The sequence below is a fragment of the Roseibium algicola genome, assembly GCF_001999245.1.
Lineage (GTDB): Bacteria > Pseudomonadota > Alphaproteobacteria > Rhizobiales > Stappiaceae > Roseibium > Roseibium algicola.
The window spans coordinates 4,289,927-4,306,978 of the sequence record NZ_CP019630.1; the positions used below are offsets into that span (position 1 = coordinate 4,289,927).

The following is a 17,052-nucleotide window of genomic DNA, read 5'->3' on the forward strand; positions in this document are numbered from 1 at the left end:
ACCTTAGGCGTCAGCTTGGACGATTGTCATGAGTGAGATCGATTTCAAACCGAAACTGAAGCAAAAGACGAAGGTGCAGCGGCCAAAGCTTTACAAGGTGATGCTGCTGAACGACGACTATACGCCGCGGGAATTTGTCGTCCTGATCCTGAAGGCGGAGTTCCGTCTGGATGAGTCCCAAGCTGAGGTCGTGATGATGACAGCGCACCAGAAGGGCATCTGTGTTGTCTCCGTCTATCCGCGAGACGTCGCCGAAACCAAGGCTACGCGCGCTATCGATGCTGCGGTTCAGCTTGGCTATCCGCTGCAGTTCACCGTTGAGCCTGAGTGAATCTACGGTCGGCTAAATTCCTTCGTCAATTGTCATCGTCCATGCAGGCTTAGCCGCGCGCTCTGCCGGCAGAGACGATCTTCTTGTGTCAGGTAACTGACAAAAAAGAGCTATTTGTCTTGGGGTGACTTCCGGGGCGCAACTCGTTCTCGCCAAACACCGGCCAGGGACGCTGTGCTGCTAAGACTGCGTTTCACCCTTGCACACCCTCATGCCGGAGGTGACTGGCACGAAATCTGCTGAATATGCAATCAAACGCTGCATATATCAGGATTTGTGCCAATATGGAACATTGTGCAAAGACAGTTGCTCCGAAACAGAACATTTCCTTCCGCAAGATCGTTGTAACCGGTGGCCTGGGTTTTATCGGCTCCAAGGTGTTCAGACGTGTTGCAAGGATGGCGAATGTCGCCGAGACGGTGATCCTGGACCGGGTCTCCTACGCGGCTGATTTTCGCCGCCTGGCACCCATCGGTGAAGCGGGAGATCTTCCCGTCATTCGCGGAGATATCCGCTCGCCGATCGATGTGGCGGCTGCGCTGCATGAATGCGACGCCGTGATCCATCTGGCGGCAGAAACCCATGTGCCGCGGTCGTTCGCAGACCCGGAACTCTTCTTTGACGTCAATGTGACCGGCACTGAAACCCTTCTGAAGGGGGCGCAGGACGCCGGCGTGAAGCATTTCATTCATGTCAGCACGGACGAAGTCTACGGTCCTGCAATGGAGGAGGTTCGCGAAACCGCTCCGATGCGGCCGACGACACCCTATGCGACCTCCAAGGCCATGGCTGAGGAAGCCGTCATGATGGCTGCGCAAAATGGCCTCAGGTCAACGATCCTGCGACCGACCAATGCTGTTGGCACCGGACAGAACCCGGAAAAGCTGTTTCCGCGTTTCGTCATGCAGGCACTGAAGGGCCAGAAGCTGACGATTGAAGGCACGGGGGCCCAGGAACGCAGTTTTCTGCCCGTCAGCGATCTCGCGGCCGCCATCGGTCTGGTGCTCAACACACAGGACGAACAGGCGCTCGAGATCTTCAACGTTTCCGGGGAAGAGGACTTGTCTGTGCTTGAGGTGGCGCGGCGGGTTTGCGAAATAACCGGCGTTTCCACCGGTCTTCATTTCATTCGGGATCGTGTAACCAACGATGCGGCTTACCGGATCGACGACAGCCGCCTGCGGTCTCTCGGGTACCGACAGAAGAGCTCAGTCGATCAGGAGCTGCGCGCGATCTACCGCGAAATGCGGGCCCGTGTCCGTCGCTTTGCCGACGAAGAAAGGTTCTGATGCTGAGCCTGCCGACAGAAGCTGCGCTTCCGCCGATCCGCTTTCATGCGCCGCATATTCCACCCGCAACTTACGATGCGGTGGCATCGGCGCTCAGCAGCAAACATCTGCGCTCCGGCGGGAGTTATAGCCGGAAGGCGAAGGCACTGGTGAGCCAGCATGTTGGCCATGACCGTGTGTTCCTGACCAATTCCTGCACGTCCGCACTTGAAATTTCGGCCCTTGCGCTGGATCTGGGGCCGGAAGACGAGGTCATCGTTCCTTCGTACACCTTCTGCGCAACAGCGACGGCCTTTGCCCGCAAGGGAGCGCGGATCGTGCTGGCCGACATTGATCCGGGAACGATGATGGTAACGCCGGAAACACTGGAGGCACGGCTGACAAGCCGGACCAGAGCTGTCGTCGTTGTGCATTATGGCGGCGCGGCAGCTCCAATGGCGGCGATCAAGGATCTGTGCGATCGGCACGGGGTCGTCATTCTGGAAGATGCGGCCCAGGCATTCGGCGCGAAGCAGGATGGCCGGGCCGTTGGGACGTGCGGTCTGTTTGCCGCCTATTCCTTCCATGAAACCAAGATCATCAGCGCAGGGCACGGCGGCGCGCTGGTGTTGAACAGCGACAATTCCCACCTGCGCGAGCGTGTTGAAGAGCTGTTGGCGCGAGGCACGAACTTTCCCGCCTTCGCAAGGGGCGAAGTCAACCACTATGAATGGACCTCGGTTTCTTCGAGCTTCGAAATGCCGGACCTGAATGCTGCCTTGCTTTACAGCCAGCTGGTGCATTCAAGAGAGATCCTCCTGAAAAGCCGCGCGATCTGGGCGTACTACGAAAAGTCCCTGCGGGATCTGCCGATCGAGATCCTGCGGCCAGGCAAGGGTACAAAGGCAAATGGCTATTCCTTTGCCTTTCTCGCAAAGGACCGGGAAACGACATACCGGATATTGCAGGGGGCTGCCCGAATGGGGCTTGGTTTGCAGTCCCACTACAAGCCGCTGCATCTTTCCAGCTTTGCCGGGCGTATCCTGGCTGGCAGCTGCGTTGGTGCGGAAAACACGTGGGGCCGGCTGGTGCGTCTACCAGTGCACATGGACCTGAGCACCGGTGATGCTGCCCGGATCTGCGAGTTCCTGAAAGCTGAACTTGGCTGAAGCGATCAGTTACTCCCGATTTTCAGCCGAAACCGCCCGGTGCAGCAGAGTGGCCAGGGTCTTCATTGCAAGTTGCATATGGGACATGAAACCGGCCTGTTCGAAATAGGCAGTATCGCGCGCGAGCCGTTCGGGCAGGATTTCGCGTGCATAGACATCTTCGGCGTCGTTCGCGCCTTCGATCCGGTTCAAATTGGTCAGGGCCCACAGGGTGCCCGGGCTGATCAGGCCAGGCAGGAACAACAGCGATCTTCGCATCTCATCGTCATAGTAACGGGCGACAATGCCAGGGTCTTCCGGCCTCGGCCCAAAGAACGCCATCTCCCCCCGCAGGATGTTGAACAACTGAGGCAGTTCGTCGAGCTTGGTGTTCCGCAGGAAGCTGCCGATGGGGGTGATACGGTTGTCCCGCACTTCGGTGATCGCGCTTGCGTCGCTTGTGCCGGGGCGCATGGTCCGGAATTTCACCATCGCAAAGGTGCCACCGCCCAGGCCGGTTCGCCGGGCGATGAAAAACGGTGCCTTCCGGTCACCAAGCCAGACGAGAACGGCGATGCCGGTCAGAAGCGGCGACAGCAGGATCAACAAAACGGCGGCGAATACCTTGCTCATCAAATCGTCATTGTACGGGGATGTCGCTGAAATACGCCCGGTGCGCCCGGACATTCTGCCGGAAACGCGGCAGGAAAACGGTCTTTGAAAAACGAGGCCCCGGACTTGGATAGCCGGGGCCTGATCTGCTCTTGTTATCTGTGGCCGGATGACAAATGCCGGACAGAGGGCTGCGTCAGTCGCGCAGCTTGACGATCTTGTCGTCGCCGCCGTTCGGAGTGTTGTCGTCCGGACCGTCGTCGTCGGATCCGTCGCCGTCAATGTCGATCGGCTCGAATTCGTTCGAAAGCGGCTCGGTAATGCCAAGCTCGGCAGCCGGATCGTAGCCTTCGGTCAGTCCGAGTTCTTCGGCCGGACCGCGGCCTTCCATTGCCATCTGATAGTTGACTATGACCGACTTCAGCTGGACGATCTGCTCGTTGGCAGTGTCGACCTGGATCTTGTAACGCTGCAGACGCTTGTTCTCTTCGATCAGGTCTTCCAGATTGTCGGCATATTTCTGGTTTTGGTTGCGCTGGTGGTTCAGGTCCGTCAGGGCCGAGTTGTAGCGCAGGTTCAGCTCACGCAGTTTGGCGGTGGTCGCCATCAGCTCGTTGCGGTCTTTTTCGTGGTTCTTCTGCGCACTGTCGAGCAGATGTTCGATTTCCTGCATGCGCTTGAGAAGATCGCGGCTGCGTTCCTTCAGCGTGGAGTTCTCGCGCGCCATCTCCTGCAGAGACTGGGCGCCGATGCGGCGCTGGGACGAGAGGTTTTCGATTTCCGCATTCAGCGCATAGACCTCGTTGTCGTGCTTGCGCTGTTCTTCCTCAAGCCGGCTCTTGGCGTAGGCCAGTTCCTGATTGGCAACATCCAGGTGAGACTTGAGGTCGATGTTGTCGTTGCGGAATTCGCCGACTTCGCGCTTGACCGCTTCCAGCTCGCTGGTGACCTGGTTGTTCTTGCGGATTTCGTCTTCCAGCAGCTTGGCGCTTTCGGACAGGTTCTGCTGCAGTTCCTTTTCGCGGTGACGAACCGCTTCCAGATCGGAACCGAGGCTCTCGGCATGTTTTTCCAGCGTCTCGAACTTGGCCTTGAGGTCGTTGAGCTTGCCGGAAAGATCAGACACCTGGGAATTGGCTTCCACGAGCTTGGCGCTCTGCAGCCGGTATTCCTCGTTGACCTTCTTGTTGTTGTCGCGAATGGAGACGATGTCGTTACGGGCGGTTTCCAGCGCCGTGCGGGTCTCGGTTGCACGCTTGCGCAGGGAATGGACTTCGGCCTGGGCATCTTCCAGCTGGGTGGTGAGCGTCCGGACCTTGTGTTCGGCGTCAAGCAGGTCGGTGGAGATCTTGGCGTTTTCGGATTTCAGCCGGACCTCGGTTTCCACGGTCGTCCGGGAGCCTTCAAGGTATTCGGCCATCAGGCGGATCGACGTCTGGCTTTCCGCAGCAAACGCAGCCATCTGTTCGAAGGTCTGGTTGAGACCGCCGATGCGGGACTTGAGCCCGTCCAGATGGTTCATCTTTTCCTGCATTTTCAGGGCGAACGGGGAAAGATGCTCGATATTGCTCTTTTCAGGAGCCTGTGCGGTTTCCTGAATTTCGCTTGCCTCTTTCACGGTCTCGACCCGCTGCTCCTGGTCACCGCCGGGGCGCGAGGATTTCGAGAAAATGCCCATTCCTGTCTCCTGACTTTCCCGCCGGCGCCGCCCGGCGAAAGATACGCAAAACTTTAACTCTTTATTAACCCATAAGCGCTGGCGGTTTCAACGACTCAGGGCAAGCTGACCGCAGAATACAGTGTGAAGTGTTACCCTCAAAAGACAGATATCCCCGGCATTTTAACGGATTTGCACCTATGGTTAACAAGTGTGGCGGGTTGCAACGGGCCGCACATGCCGCAAAGACTGTTTGCGGGCCGTTCCGAAGTGGGAAGGAGAGAGGGCATGACACCCGCTTATCTGATCTTCATGACCTTCATGACGCTGGCATTTCTCCTGATGATTGCCGGCTATGTGAGCGCTCTTTTGTTCATCAAGCGTCTCAACCTTCTGGAGGAGGCTGCGTTTTCGCCGCTGAAGGGCGTTGGTATGTGGAAACGGATGTTCACGCCTGGCGGGTTTGGTGACGAGGCTGAACCCGGACGCCGCCGCATCGCTCGGCTCTATTTTCTGGCGCTGGCGGCTTTCGCGATTGCCATCGTCCTGTTTTTCGTTCTGCCGGCGGTCCCTCGATAAATCCGGGCCGGATTGGCTTAATCTTCACTGATTGCAGTTGACGTCACTTGCCGTATCCGCCGAAATGCCGGGGATTTCTGAAAGTTTCCGCGGAGACAGATATGCGTATTTTCCAAAAGACATTCCTGTTGGGTCTTGCTCTCTTTTTCTTTTCGTATCTCCCTGCCAGTGCCTATCAGGTGTTTCACACCTACAGGATTGCGGGCAGCGATATTCTGGCCGTTGCTGAAGGAAACCATGTCGATGAAGACCCGCTTGTCCTGTCCCTGAAGCTCGACATCGGCAGTGGGGAAACAACCGATCTGGCGATCGAGACCGACGGCGACATTGAAGAATGCAAGCTCCAGCTTGAAACCATCATGGGATCGCACTCGGCCTATGCGGAAATCGTCGTCGACATGAATGCCCAGACCATGAACGGCGTCCTGATGATCCAGTGTGCAGTCTTTCATGGGCTGTTTCCGGAGAAGCAATAGGTCCGCCCTAAAGCATCAATCGACCGCCATTCCAGATCGGCTCTCGGCTTGCACCTCGCTTGTCCGAAATGATGGTGGTGTTTTGGGGCAAAGGTTCCTTTCAGCCCCTCCCGCGAAGGCTCTAGTCCCCCATCTCGTCGATCGTCCAGCTCAGGGGCCAGCCCTCGGGCGGGCCGGTGATGCCGTCGCAGTCGGTCTTTTCGAGATATTCCATCAGGGTGTAGTTGCCGCTTTCAGCTTCTACCTCGTGGCGCTCGAAGGTGCCGCAGTCGTAGTTGGGCGAGTGGTAGGTGGTGCCCGTCACCTGGCCGCTGCCCGGGTCGTAGAACAGGTTGTTGACCAGGGCATGGTTGGGCTGGTTGAAGCCGGGGGGTGTCTCGAACTCCTTCCACTCGTCCAGCGACGGATCGAACGGAACATGCATCGCCATGTAGTAAGGAACGTTGAGGTCGGCCATCTGACAGGGAACAACCCAGGTCTCCACGTCGCCTTCCGCGTAGTATTGCGCGCCGAAGGCGGGCACCGTTTCCGCAAGCTGACACCCCAGCGTGCGGTAGCCCATCATCTGGATCTCGTCCGGAAGCTCGCTGACCGTATAGACCTGACCAATCCCGCCGCGGTTGACGCCGCTGTTGCTGGTCTCCTGAGAGGGCATGATCGGTGGCGGCAGATCGTCGACGGGTGCCTCGGCAACCGTTTCGGCTGGTGCCGGAGACGGGGCGGGAGCAGGCTGTGCCGGTGACGGGGATGAAGCGGCGGCTGCGGCAATGCCGGTGGCTTTGGCAGAAGGCAAACCTCCCCAGGCCACGATGGCGTCCTGCCGGCCGATGCGACCCTGCACTTCATCCATTTTCAGGAGTGCATGGGTGATGCCGACGAGCGAGACTTCGTAGGTGATCGTGCCTGTGCTACCGCCAAATTCGATCTGGATCGCAGCGTCCTGGCCGAGGCGCAGGTTTTCGATCAGGTCCCGGTCGGCGTCACCACCGAAGGTCATCTCATTGCCGGTGTAGACCTTTGCTGCCTTGCCGAAGAAACCGACATTGTCCTCGTCGCCTTCGATTTCGATCCGGGCGCGCATGCCGGTTTCGAGCGGCGTTTTCGGCCTCAGGGTTACAAAAACCTGCGCGTCTGCCTTGGCGCTGCGTTCCACCTTCAGCCTGAACGCTTCGTCATTGGAACCGGTGCCTTCGGTTTCGGCAATGCAGTAGGTCTTCTCGTTGCAACGTAGCGACCAGTCGCCGAATTCGGTTCTCGCGAGTTCGGCTGCCGCTGGCCCGGCAAGGACCAGCGCGAGCGATGAAAATGCAAGTATTTGTTTTGTCATGTCAGCCCCCTCTGACAATGCCGGCTGGTCGCCGGCCCCCAACCCACCATGACCCTGTGCGACCGCAAGTCAATCGGGCGAAAGACGGATGTACGGAAAGTCGAGGTGACGCGAGGGCACAACCGCATCCGCCAAAATGACGTTGGAACAAAAGCTCCGGTCACTTGTTTTCCTTCGAGTGTTCCAGGCCGTGATCGGTTCGGGAAAGTTCGTTGGGGGGCGAGAGGATGAAAAGAATGACGTCGAGATTGCTTCGAAATTCAACGGCCATGGCGCTTGTCCTGGCGATCGGCTTGCCGCTGCAGCCGGGCCTGCCACGTGCTCAGGAGACGACTGTCGATTGTGCGGCCAATCCGGATCAGGAAGCCTGCAAGAACCAGGAAGCCGCACCTGCGGAAGAAGCGCCAGCCACTGACGCGCCTGCCGAAGAAGCCCCCGCCGCAGAAGCACCTGCTACGGAAGCTCCTGCCGTGGAAGCTCCGGCTGAAGAAGCCCCTGCCGAGCCGGCACCTGAAGAAGGTGCGGTGGAAGAAACTGCCCCCGAAGCTGCTCAGGAAACCCAGGCGGAAGAGCCGGCGCCTGCCGCTACTGAGCCCGTCGCGACGGAAGATGCGCAGCCTGAGGCGAAACCGACAGCCCCCGTGGAAGAGGCAGCTCCCGCCGAGAAACCCGCCGCGCCGGTTGAAGAAACCGCGCCGGTGGAAAAACCCCTGACCGCGGAAGAAACGACCGCGCCGGAGGCAAAGCCGGAAGCGCCTGTCGAAGAAGCTGCGCCCGCGGAAGAGACCGCGGCCGAACCGGCATCCGAACAGCCGGTGGAAGAGCAACCGACTGATGCCGCGGAAAGCGCTGAACCGCAGGTGGAAGAACAGCCGGCGGATGCCGTTTCGACTGAAGCGCCTGCGGCGGAGGAACCCACTGCGCAGGAGAGCACCGAGAAGAGTGCCGAGGAAACCGCCCCAGCAGAGCCGGCTGCGGAAGAAACCGCTACCGATGAAGCTGGTGCCGATCAGAAAACAGCGGAACAGCCGCAGACTTCTGAAGAGATCGCACCTGCTGTCGCCCCGGTCGAAGCCACCGCGGCAGATGAAACCGTGACCGAAGAGCCGGGTGAGCCGATCGCGGCCCAGGCGGCCGCACCGGCGGAAGAACCGGCGGCCGTCGTCTCGGACGACGCTACGGAAGCGCAGCGCGCCGAAATCAAGGCGAAGGAAGAACGCCGCCGTGATGAAGCCCGCGACCGCAGGCTGGAACTGCTTGGTGCCGCGGCTGTTGGTGTCGGCGTCGGCATGCTGATCCCGGCCCTTGGCGGCAAGGTGGTCGAGGATCAGGGTGACCGTATCATCGTCGAGCGGGATGGCGAATATTTCGTGCGCAAGGACGAAAGCAGCCTGCTGCGCTATGGCGATGATGAATTCCATGCCGAACGCCTGCGTGGCGGCCGCACGCGCGAAACCGTCACTCGCACCAACGGCGTGAAGATCATCACCATCCGTGACGAGGGCGGCTATGTGCTTTACCGCTCGCGCCTTCTGCCGGATGGCCGCGAATACGTGCTGATCGACAATCGCGAATTCAACCACCGCCGCCGTAACTACGACCGCGAACTGCCGCCGCTGGAAGTCGGCATCCCGCGCGATCGTTACATCGTGCCGGCGGGCCGAGCGAACTATGACGAGATCTACCAGACCTTCACCGCGCCGCCGGTGGAACAGGTGGAACAGGCCTATTCCCTGCGCGACATTCGTGAAAACGAACGCCTGCGCGACAAGGTGCGCCGGGTGGATCTCGACACGATCACCTTCGACACCGGCAGTGCCGTGGTGCGCCAGAGCCAGGTTCCGCAACTTGAGGACATCGCCCGCGCATCCCAAGCCCTGATCGATCAGGACCCGACAACGGTGCTGTTGATCGAAGGTCACACGGACGCTGTCGGCTCGGATGTTTCCAACCTCGCGCTTTCCGACCGCCGTGCTGAAACCGTCGCCCGTATTCTGGCGGACATTTATGGCGTGTCGCCGGAGAACATGGTCGTTCAGGGCTATGGCGAGGACTATCTGAAGGTCGATACGCAAGGCGCTGAAGAGCGCAATCGCCGCGTGACGATCCGCAACATCACGCCGCTTTTGAGCGCGCGCAGGTAACAGGATAGCGGCGCGGCGCCAAGTTTATTGGCGCCGCGTTTCCTGCCACGAACCGGGCTCGGGACAGGAAAGCCTCGTCAGATGTGGGAAGGCATCATCCCTGCCATAACTGACATTGACAATTCCTGATGGCCCGGCTCATGTGGCCGCACAGATCGGTCCGCGCCGGAATTCTCCGGGTGGTCCGGGATTGATACGATCCGCCCGGCCGACCCTCCGTAGGCGAGCGGCACATACGACAGAACCATTTTCGAAGGTCTTCATGCGACTGACACCCCCTTCCATTATCGTTTTCCTGATTTCTCTGGCCCTTTTCGTTGTCGCGGTGCTCCCCATGCTGGGCGTCGCCGTCCCGAGCATCGGCGTGTCCACCGTCCACCTGCTGATCGGTTCCTGGGCCGTGCTGGCCGCCGGCGTGCTGTTCAAGGGCATCTGAGCGGCTCAGATCTCGTAAGAAGATGAGCGAGCTACGCTCGCGCTGACGCGCTGGATTCCGGATCAGCGTGCAGCCTTGCTGCACTTGTCCGGAATGACGGTGGGTGTGGCCTGGGAATGGTAACCCTGACGATAAAGCCGTTGGTAAAGCCCGCCCGCCGACCGCCTCAGCCTTAGGGCTCCAGAGGCCTAAGGAAACAGGGGGTGCCTCTCATCCCCACTCGTCATTCCGGACAAGCGTAGCGCAGCTGCGCGCAGATCCGGAACCCAGACATATTTCATGCCGCAGGCATGTCCTTAATTCTTGAAAGGCTTGGCGATGCACGGAATAGTCGCACCATGCCCGCTGCCGTCTACATTCTCGCCTCGAACCGCAACGGCACGCTCTATATCGGTGTGACTTCCAACCTTTCGCGCCGCCTCTACGAGCACCAGAACGGCCTGATCGACGGCTTCTCCAAGACCTACGGGGTTACCAGGCTCGTTCATGCAGAACGGTTTGAACGGATGGATGAGGCAATCCTTCGGGAAAAACAGCTGAAGAAATGGCGGCGCAGCTGGAAGATTGACCTCATCGAACGCAGCAATCCGGAATGGCTGGACCTATCGTCGTCGGCGCTCTTGTAAAGCGCCACCCAGACCCCTCGGTTTTCCTGGATACCCGCAGCCTCAACCCACTCACCCGTCCTCCCGGACAAGTGCGGCAACGCCGAACGCTGATCCGGGATCCAGACATCGTCTGCGCCAGAGGCGCGCTCATTTCCCATGGAGAAGGTGACTAAGGAGCGAGCTGCGCTCGCGCTCATGCGCTGGGTTCCGGATCGTCGCGCAGCTTCGCTGCGCTTGTCCGGAATGACTGTGGGGAGGAGAGATCTGCTGGTTTCGCAAGGTCTGACGAGCTGGACCTATCGTCGTCGGCGCTTTTGTAAAGCGCAACGCAGACCCCTCGGTTTTCCTGGATACCCGGAGCCTCAGCCCCACCCACCCGTCCTCCCGGACAAGTGCGGCAACGCCGAACGCAGATCCGGGATCCAGACATTATCTGCGCCGGAGGCGCTCAACTTCTAGGTAGGGAGGACTAAGGAGCGAGCTACGCTCGCACTGACGTGCTGGGTTCCGGATCGGCGCGCAGCTTCGCTGCACTTGTCCGGAATGACGTTGGGGATGAGAGGTTTGCCAGTTCGCCAAGGCATCACGAACAGGAGGCGTTAGCGTCGTAGGGCTGGTCTCGCCGCCGAGCTTATTGTCAAAGACACCTGTCCCTAGCTCCACCCACCCGTCCTCCCGGACAAGTGAGGCAACGCCGAACGCAGATCCGGGATCCAGACATAATCTGCGCCACAGGCGCGCTCATTTCCCATGGAGAGGGGACTAAGGAGCGAGCTACGCTCGCACTGATGTTTAGGGTTCCGGAACGTCGCGCAGCTTTGCTGCGCTTGTCCGGAATGACTGTGAGGAGGAGAGGCTGCGGTCGCCTCGCAGCTTCAGGCTTCCACCGTCATTGCAGGGCTCGACCCTGCAATCCATGCCGTGTCTATTCGACAATCGAAGCTTCTGTGTTGGGCTCCGTCAGGGAATGGATCCCATGGTCAAGCCATGGGATGACGACAAAGCAGGGCGATGCGATCAATCCAAGCCTCGTCATCCCGGTCCGTGGAGCCTTTGAATACCCTCCAGCGGGGGGATTTCTTTACCGTCCCGGACGCCCGCTTTTCTTCGGTCGTCCGCGGTTGCGCTTCTCCTCTGCCGGGTCTTCGTAGGACCCCGCACCGATCTTTGCCCGCACCAGCGGTTTGACCGGGTCTGACGAGCCGAGGGGGACTTCCGTGCGGCCGACGGTCATTTCGTCGAGGGTGTTCTTGCGCACTTTGGCGCTGGGGGTGGGCAGGGCGTTCCGGTCCTTGGTGGCCTGCGCCTTGTCGCGGGCGGTCTGTTTCTTCTTGCCGCTCGCGCCTTCCTTGGTGCCGCCGGCGCCGAACTTGCGGTCGCCCTTGTAGCCGCCGGTCTTGCCGTCGACGTCGGACTGGCGGGCCATGGCGTCGTCGGCGACGGCGAGTTCGGTTGCCTGCAGGCGCTTGATCTCGTCGCGCAGGCGGGCGGCCGTCTCGAAGTCGAGATCGGCTGCGGCATCGCGCATCTGCTTTTCCAGATCCTCGATATGGGCCTTGAGGTTGTGGCCGACGAGGTTGCCTTCCTCGGCGAAGCCGGCGTCGATGGTGACGTGGTCCTGCTCGTAGACGCTTTCCAGAATGTCGCCGATGGAGCGGCGGACGCTTTCCGGGGTGATGCCGTTTTCCTCGTTGTAGGCGAGCTGCTTTTCGCGGCGCCGGTTGGTTTCGGCGATCGCCCGTTCCATGGAGCCGGTCATGTTGTCGGCGTAGAGGATGACCTTGCCGTCGACGTTACGCGCCGCGCGGCCGATGGTCTGGATCAGCGATGTTTCGGAGCGCAGGAAACCTTCCTTGTCCGCATCCAGGATCGCGACCAGCGCGCATTCGGGAATGTCGAGGCCTTCGCGCAGCAGGTTGATGCCGACCAGCACATCGAAAGCGCCGAGGCGCAGGTCGCGCAGGATCTCGATGCGTTCCAGCGTGTCGATGTCGGAGTGCATGTAGCGCACGCGCACGCCGTTCTCGTGCAGATATTCCGTCAGATCCTCGGCCATGCGCTTGGTGAGCGTGGTCACCAGCGTACGGTAGCCTTTCTGGGCCACCTCGCGCACTTCGCCCAGAAGGTCGTCGACCTGGCTGGTAGCCGGGCGGATTTCCACCGGCGGATCGATCAGCCCGGTCGGGCGAATGACCTGCTCGGCAAAGACACCGCCGGACTGGTCCATCTCCCAGGAGCCGGGAGTTGCCGACACCGCGATGGACTGCGGCCGCATGGCGTTCCATTCCTCGAAGCGCAGCGGACGGTTGTCCATGCAGGACGGCAGGCGGAAGCCGTATTCGGCCAGCGTCGCCTTGCGGCGGAAGTCGCCCCGGTACATGGCGCCGATCTGCGGAATGGTGACGTGGCTCTCGTCGGCGAAGACGATGGCGTTGTCCGGCAGATATTCGAACAGGGTGGGGGGCGGCTCGCCCGGCTTGCGGCCGGTGAGATAGCGCGAATAGTTCTCGATGCCGGCGCAGGAGCCGGTGGCTTCCAGCATTTCCAGATCGAACATGGTGCGCTGTTCCAGCCGCTGAGCCTCCAGCAGGCGACCGTGCTGGTTCAGCTCCTCAAGCCGGTGCTTGAGTTCGTCCTTGATCGACTTGATTGCCTGGTTGAGTGTCGGCTTGGGCGTGACGTAGTGCGAGTTGGCGTAGATCTTGACGCTTTTCAGCTCGCCCGACTTCTGTCCCGTGAGCGGATCGAACTCGGTGATCGACTCGATCTCGTCGCCGAACATGGAAATGCGCCAGGCGGTGTCCTCGTAGTGGGCCGGGAACAGCTCGATGGTGTCGCCGCGCACCCGGAAGGTGCCGCGCTGGAAAGCGGCATCGTTGCGCTTGTATTGAAGGGCCACAAGATCGGCGATCAGCTGGCGCTGGTCCATGCGCTCGCCAACCTCGATGGCAAAGGTCATGGCGGTGTAGGTTTCGACCGAGCCGATACCGTAGATACAGGACACCGAGGCGACGATGATGACGTCGTCGCGCTCCAGCAGCGAGCGGGTAGCGGAGTGGCGCATCCGGTCGATCTGCTCGTTGATCGAGCTTTCCTTCTCGATATAGGTGTCCGTGCGCGGCACATAGGCTTCCGGCTGGTAGTAGTCGTAGTAGGAAACGAAATACTCGACCGCGTTGTCCGGGAAGAACGACTTGAATTCGCCGTAGAGCTGGGCCGCCAGCGTCTTGTTGGGCGCCAGGATCAACGCCGGGCGCTGGGTGCGGGAAATCACCTGCGCCATGGTGTAGGTCTTGCCCGAGCCGGTGACACCGAGCAGAACCTGCGTCTGGTCGCCGTTTTCCATGCCTTCCACCAGGTCGGCAATGGCGGTCGGCTGGTCGCCCTTGGGCTCATAGGCGGACTTCAGGACTATCGGCACCCCGCCTTCGGACTTTTCCGGGCGCTCCGGCCGGTGCGGCACCCAGAGCTCGCCGTTCTTGTGCAGGGGGTTGCCGCTTTCGATCAGCGCGGACAGCGCTTCGACGGTCGCCGTGGCACCCTGGTTGCCGGTCAGTTCACCGTACTTGCTTTCCTTGTTCTTCTTCTTGTTGTCTTTCTGGTGCTGCTTGAGCTGCTTTTCGAGGTTTTCGGCCTCTTCCAGCGACATGTCGAGACCGGCCACCGGGTTAAGACCGCCTGCCGCGCGTTCGCGGGCGCTGTCTGCCTTGCCGATGGAGGTGCCGCGCGACGACTTGGTCGGCTTTTCCTTTTTCGCACTTACGGTGGCACCGGCCTTGCGGCCGGACTTCCGTGACGGTGCACCGTCGTTCCGATCCTCTTTTCCCTCACCAGCACTCCGGAGGGCTGCCTTCCTGGGCTCCGGCTTGTCTGCTTCCTGAGATATTTCCGCTGCCCAATCACTGATCGATCCGGACAGGGGCGTTCCCGAAAGTGACTTCTGGGGCGTTTCGCCGAAGCCGTCAGCAGAAGTCGTTTCGTCGGAGGAGGATTTGGTCGGGCGCTTGCTCATGACCGCAATATGGTCCGGTTGCACGCGTGAGGAAAGGGGGTGGTTGCGGGTTTGTTCCGCTTTTTGCCACTTCCTGTCAGTCTCCTGACATAAGGCTGTCAGGAAGTCCGCCGACAGACGGAGGTCAGTGGATGAAGATCAGAAAAAAATCGGCCCGCGAAGGGCAGGTGGTGCGGGCCGATGGAAAAGTTGGACATTGGCCGTTTGATGGGGCCTTGGCCAGTATTGGGCCGGCATCTCGCCCTGTCCGGAAGGTGAGAATGACAGGGCGAGATGCCGGGCAGTTCAGTTCACGACCTGGAGTGCGGTCACCAGGCGGTCGCCGGACACTGTTGTCGTGAAGGTGATCAGGACTTCCGATCCGATCATCAGATCTTGCGAAATGAGCGTATCGGTCAGAAGAAACCTGGACCCGTCTTCTAGGGAAAACAGGCCTTCGAAGGGATCGATGGACAGGATCGTACCTGCGATTTCATCTGCGAGCGCGGACCGAAGGCTGTGCGGGGGCAAAGTCAGCAACAACGGCGCCGTCGCAATCGCGATGAGCCATTTTGGCATTCACGTCTCCTTGTGCAAAAGGGGCGTCAGGAACCGGTCTCGGGGGCTTCGCGGATCCTGGAAAATGAAGGCGGCGCACCGTCAGCCTCCGTCAGTCCGAGGCAGTTTCGTGGCGCAGTGGCATGACGCTGGCTTAGGGCTGAACCTCTATGGAGAGGATCGAGTCGACGCCGTTTTCCGAGCCATTGTAGTGAATGGTGACGGTCTTTCCCGCAGCCAGGGTGTCCGGCACAGCGACGGAGCTGGAAATTGTCTGGAACTGTGTCTTGTCGCTCAGAACAAGCGTACGAGTTGCCGGGTTCCAGGTCTCTACGGAAGCGGTCACGCTGTCGGCAGCTGCGGGCGCCAGGCCGGCAGCAAGGAAGGCAGCACCAAGGACAAAGCCGCGAATGGCCATTGCAGATATCCTTTCAAGGACAGAGATGTTTGAAGGTGCAGTGGTTTCGCGGCCATGACGGCTTGTTGCCAATGTCATGACGGCTTGGGTTCTCTATCCATCTCATGCCTTGGGAAGTCCAAAAGCACTGCCTGGTGAGTGGCTTACGCGGGACGCGCTTGACCCTGCTGACGTGGATTCAGCGCTTGGATTGCGGCGGAAATTTGTTCGAAATCGGGGGTGCAAAAAATATTGTCTGACCAGGTTTCCGGCAGGGTTTAGAGCGCCTTTTCGGCGGGATTTTCGCCACGTTTGGGCGCGTTGGAGGCCCAGGTACACGCGCCGGAAAATACACCTGCAATGGGTGATGTGCCCACGTGAGGCTGTTGTTTCTCTTTGTAAATCTTTTGCGTGCTGCGTAGTTTGCTGAATATTCGGGGTTTCAGTCTCGTGCTATAATCGGCTCCATCAGATCACAAGCAGACAAGCTGCATCTTGCGCGGAGGAGGCGAAAGATGAGACTGAGAACTATTGTTGAAATCACGCTGATGACCGGCATGTTTTACGCGGTAACCCCGGCAGGGGCCGATCCGCTGGACCTGACCCATCAGCCGGATCTGACAGCAGCGAAAGTTGTCCTTGCAAGCCTGGAGGGCGGGCTTGAAGTGCCGCCGATGCCCAACATGTCGCCGCGCCTGTCCGGCGCAGTGGAGCTGCCGGGGTCATCGACGGACAAGGGTCCGTTGATGCAGGTTGCCGGCCGTTGCGGTTCATCGGAGTATTACTGCGACTCGCCCGGTTTCCTTTATTGCTGCGGCAATTCCTCGGAAGGGTTCTACTGCGCTGCCGATGTCAACGGCTGCACGAAGTAACACCCGGTCGCGTCCGCCCACCCCACGGGCGGGCTAGCGGCAGTCGCAAACGGACATGCGTCCCTGCACGGTGGTACGCCACTGGCCGCTCCAGCTGAGACCGTTGCCAAAGCAGATGCCGGGGCATTTGCCCTGCGCATCGGCGTTGTTCCAGATCGGCCCGGCCTGAATTTCACGTCCGGGGCTGGCCTTCTCGCAAGCACAGACCGAAATCTGCCCCTGTACCGTCGTATGCCACTGCCCATTCCAGCGCGCTCCCAGCCCGCCGCAGACACGCGGACACTTCGCCTGCGCGTCACCATTGTTCCAGATCGGCCCGGCCTCGACGTTGTAGGTCTGTGCGCTGGCGGGAAGTGAAATGAGCAGGAAGAAGAGCGCTGTGAGCAGCTTCGGCAATCGCATCGGGACCTCCGTAGACAATCGATCCGCCAGAGCTTCCATTACCTCTCGCCGTGTGTCGACCGGGAAGTTCTGTGTGAACGGGTTTCTCGCACGGTGTGGCCCTGCTTCGGCAGGGCCACGATCGGGGATCGCGGTGTCCGTGGGGCGGTCTCTGGAAAATTTTGAGGTCAGAGGCTTACTGGATCCCCGCCTTCGCGGGGATGACAAGCAGAGCGTGGTGGGCCATTGGGCTTAAAGGCGTACGGG

At 60.3% G+C, this 17,052-nt stretch carries 16 protein-coding genes; 9 read left to right on the forward strand and 7 right to left on the reverse strand.

Annotated features, from left to right (window positions below; all coding sequences use genetic code 11):
- Nucleotides 1-28: 28 nt before the first annotated feature.
- The 3 genes from clpS to B0E33_RS19785 all read left to right on the forward strand — a co-directional run bounded on the left by clpS (nt 29) and on the right by B0E33_RS19785 (nt 2,768).
- On the forward strand, nt 29-331 hold the full coding sequence (clpS, locus tag B0E33_RS19775; RefSeq protein WP_022998009.1) for an ATP-dependent Clp protease adapter ClpS: 303 nt from the start codon (nt 29-31) through the stop codon (nt 329-331).
- Nucleotides 332-615: 284 nt separating this feature from the next.
- On the forward strand, nt 616-1,620 hold the full coding sequence (locus B0E33_RS19780) for an NAD-dependent epimerase/dehydratase family protein (protein WP_167579568.1): 1,005 nt from the start codon (nt 616-618) through the stop codon (nt 1,618-1,620).
- Nucleotides 1,620-2,768, forward strand: a complete 1,149-nt coding sequence (locus B0E33_RS19785) for an aminotransferase class V-fold PLP-dependent enzyme (protein WP_077292168.1) — start codon at nt 1,620-1,622, stop codon at nt 2,766-2,768. Before B0E33_RS19780 ends, B0E33_RS19785 begins: the two co-directional genes overlap by 1 nt.
- Nucleotides 2,769-2,777: 9 nt before the next feature.
- Here the strand turns inward: B0E33_RS19785 and B0E33_RS19790 are convergent, their stop codons facing one another.
- Complete coding sequence (locus B0E33_RS19790; RefSeq protein ID WP_167579569.1) at nt 2,778-3,380, reverse strand: sugar transferase; 603 nt, start codon at nt 3,378-3,380, stop codon at nt 2,778-2,780.
- 175 nt (nt 3,381-3,555) lie between these two features.
- Nucleotides 3,556-5,037, reverse strand: a complete 1,482-nt coding sequence (locus B0E33_RS19795) for a coiled-coil domain-containing protein (RefSeq protein WP_022998005.1) — start codon at nt 5,035-5,037, stop codon at nt 3,556-3,558.
- 267 nt (nt 5,038-5,304) lie between these two features.
- On the opposite strand from B0E33_RS19795, the gene B0E33_RS19800 reads away from it, so the two are divergent.
- Nucleotides 5,305-5,595, forward strand: a complete 291-nt coding sequence (locus tag B0E33_RS19800) for a hypothetical protein (protein WP_022998004.1) — start codon at nt 5,305-5,307, stop codon at nt 5,593-5,595.
- A 101-nt stretch (nt 5,596-5,696) separates the two neighbouring features.
- Nucleotides 5,697-6,071: a hypothetical protein gene (locus tag B0E33_RS19805; RefSeq protein ID WP_077292170.1), complete on the forward strand. Its 375-nt coding sequence runs from the start codon at nt 5,697-5,699 to the stop codon at nt 6,069-6,071.
- 121 nt (nt 6,072-6,192) lie between these two features.
- Here B0E33_RS19805 and B0E33_RS19810 read toward each other — a convergent pair whose 3' ends face one another.
- On the reverse strand, nt 6,193-7,398 hold the full coding sequence (locus B0E33_RS19810) for a DUF1176 domain-containing protein (RefSeq protein ID WP_077292171.1): 1,206 nt from the start codon (nt 7,396-7,398) through the stop codon (nt 6,193-6,195).
- A 236-nt stretch (nt 7,399-7,634) separates the two neighbouring features.
- Between B0E33_RS19810 and B0E33_RS19815 the strand changes: the two genes are divergently transcribed.
- From B0E33_RS19815 to B0E33_RS19820, 3 genes are all read left to right on the forward strand, one after another.
- A complete protein-coding gene (locus B0E33_RS19815; RefSeq protein WP_156912448.1) occupies nt 7,635-9,542 on the forward strand; it encodes an OmpA family protein in 1,908 nt (635 codons plus the stop codon).
- A gap of 262 nt (nt 9,543-9,804) precedes the next feature.
- Complete coding sequence (locus tag B0E33_RS30960; protein WP_022997999.1) at nt 9,805-9,978, forward strand: hypothetical protein; 174 nt, start codon at nt 9,805-9,807, stop codon at nt 9,976-9,978.
- A 290-nt stretch (nt 9,979-10,268) separates the two neighbouring features.
- Complete coding sequence (locus tag B0E33_RS19820) at nt 10,269-10,604, forward strand: GIY-YIG nuclease family protein (RefSeq protein ID WP_439126663.1); 336 nt, start codon at nt 10,269-10,271, stop codon at nt 10,602-10,604.
- 1,063 nt (nt 10,605-11,667) lie between these two features.
- On the opposite strand, the gene uvrB is transcribed toward B0E33_RS19820, so the two are convergent.
- The 3 genes from uvrB to B0E33_RS19835 all read right to left on the reverse strand — a co-directional run bounded on the left by uvrB (nt 11,668) and on the right by B0E33_RS19835 (nt 15,553).
- Entirely contained in the window at nt 11,668-14,598 is a 2,931-nt protein-coding gene (uvrB, locus tag B0E33_RS19825) for an excinuclease ABC subunit UvrB (RefSeq protein WP_077293480.1), read from the reverse strand.
- A 285-nt stretch (nt 14,599-14,883) separates the two neighbouring features.
- Nucleotides 14,884-15,156, reverse strand: a complete 273-nt coding sequence (locus B0E33_RS19830) for a DUF1344 domain-containing protein (protein ID WP_077292174.1) — start codon at nt 15,154-15,156, stop codon at nt 14,884-14,886.
- 133 nt (nt 15,157-15,289) lie between these two features.
- Entirely contained in the window at nt 15,290-15,553 is a 264-nt protein-coding gene (locus B0E33_RS19835; RefSeq protein ID WP_062487746.1) for a hypothetical protein, read from the reverse strand.
- A gap of 494 nt (nt 15,554-16,047) precedes the next feature.
- On the opposite strand from B0E33_RS19835, the gene B0E33_RS19840 reads away from it, so the two are divergent.
- Nucleotides 16,048-16,404 (forward strand): hypothetical protein, encoded by a 357-nt coding sequence (locus B0E33_RS19840; RefSeq protein ID WP_077292175.1) that lies wholly within the window; start codon nt 16,048-16,050, stop codon nt 16,402-16,404.
- Nucleotides 16,405-16,437: 33 nt separating this feature from the next.
- Here the strand turns inward: B0E33_RS19840 and B0E33_RS19845 are convergent, their stop codons facing one another.
- Nucleotides 16,438-16,806 (reverse strand): mannan-binding lectin, encoded by a 369-nt coding sequence (locus B0E33_RS19845; protein ID WP_206051384.1) that lies wholly within the window; start codon nt 16,804-16,806, stop codon nt 16,438-16,440.
- Between the last annotated feature and the right edge of the window lie 246 nt (nt 16,807-17,052).

What these genes read in the sequence shown, in the direction of transcription:
- B0E33_RS19845 (WP_206051384.1), bottom strand. Translation starts at nt 16,806, where the DNA reads ATGCGATTGCCGAAGCTGCTCACAGCGCTCTTCTTCCTGCTCATTTCA.
- clpS (WP_022998009.1), top strand. Translation starts at nt 29, where the DNA reads ATGAGTGAGATCGATTTCAAACCGAAACTGAAGCAAAAGACGAAGGTG.
- B0E33_RS19795 (WP_022998005.1), bottom strand. Translation starts at nt 5,037, where the DNA reads ATGGGCATTTTCTCGAAATCCTCGCGCCCCGGCGGTGACCAGGAGCAG.
- B0E33_RS30960 (WP_022997999.1), top strand. Translation starts at nt 9,805, where the DNA reads ATGCGACTGACACCCCCTTCCATTATCGTTTTCCTGATTTCTCTGGCC.
- B0E33_RS19780 (WP_167579568.1), top strand. Translation starts at nt 616, where the DNA reads ATGGAACATTGTGCAAAGACAGTTGCTCCGAAACAGAACATTTCCTTC.
- B0E33_RS19790 (WP_167579569.1), bottom strand. Translation starts at nt 3,380, where the DNA reads ATGAGCAAGGTATTCGCCGCCGTTTTGTTGATCCTGCTGTCGCCGCTT.
- B0E33_RS19800 (WP_022998004.1), top strand. Translation starts at nt 5,305, where the DNA reads ATGACACCCGCTTATCTGATCTTCATGACCTTCATGACGCTGGCATTT.
- B0E33_RS19815 (WP_156912448.1), top strand. Translation starts at nt 7,635, where the DNA reads ATGACGTCGAGATTGCTTCGAAATTCAACGGCCATGGCGCTTGTCCTG.
- B0E33_RS19840 (WP_077292175.1), top strand. Translation starts at nt 16,048, where the DNA reads ATGAGACTGAGAACTATTGTTGAAATCACGCTGATGACCGGCATGTTT.
- B0E33_RS19805 (WP_077292170.1), top strand. Translation starts at nt 5,697, where the DNA reads ATGCGTATTTTCCAAAAGACATTCCTGTTGGGTCTTGCTCTCTTTTTC.
- B0E33_RS19820 (WP_439126663.1), top strand. Translation starts at nt 10,269, where the DNA reads ATGTCCTTAATTCTTGAAAGGCTTGGCGATGCACGGAATAGTCGCACC.
- B0E33_RS19835 (WP_062487746.1), bottom strand. Translation starts at nt 15,553, where the DNA reads ATGGCCATTCGCGGCTTTGTCCTTGGTGCTGCCTTCCTTGCTGCCGGC.
- B0E33_RS19785 (WP_077292168.1), top strand. Translation starts at nt 1,620, where the DNA reads ATGCTGAGCCTGCCGACAGAAGCTGCGCTTCCGCCGATCCGCTTTCAT.
- B0E33_RS19830 (WP_077292174.1), bottom strand. Translation starts at nt 15,156, where the DNA reads ATGCCAAAATGGCTCATCGCGATTGCGACGGCGCCGTTGTTGCTGACT.
- uvrB (WP_077293480.1), bottom strand. Translation starts at nt 14,598, where the DNA reads ATGAGCAAGCGCCCGACCAAATCCTCCTCCGACGAAACGACTTCTGCT.
- B0E33_RS19810 (WP_077292171.1), bottom strand. Translation starts at nt 7,398, where the DNA reads ATGACAAAACAAATACTTGCATTTTCATCGCTCGCGCTGGTCCTTGCC.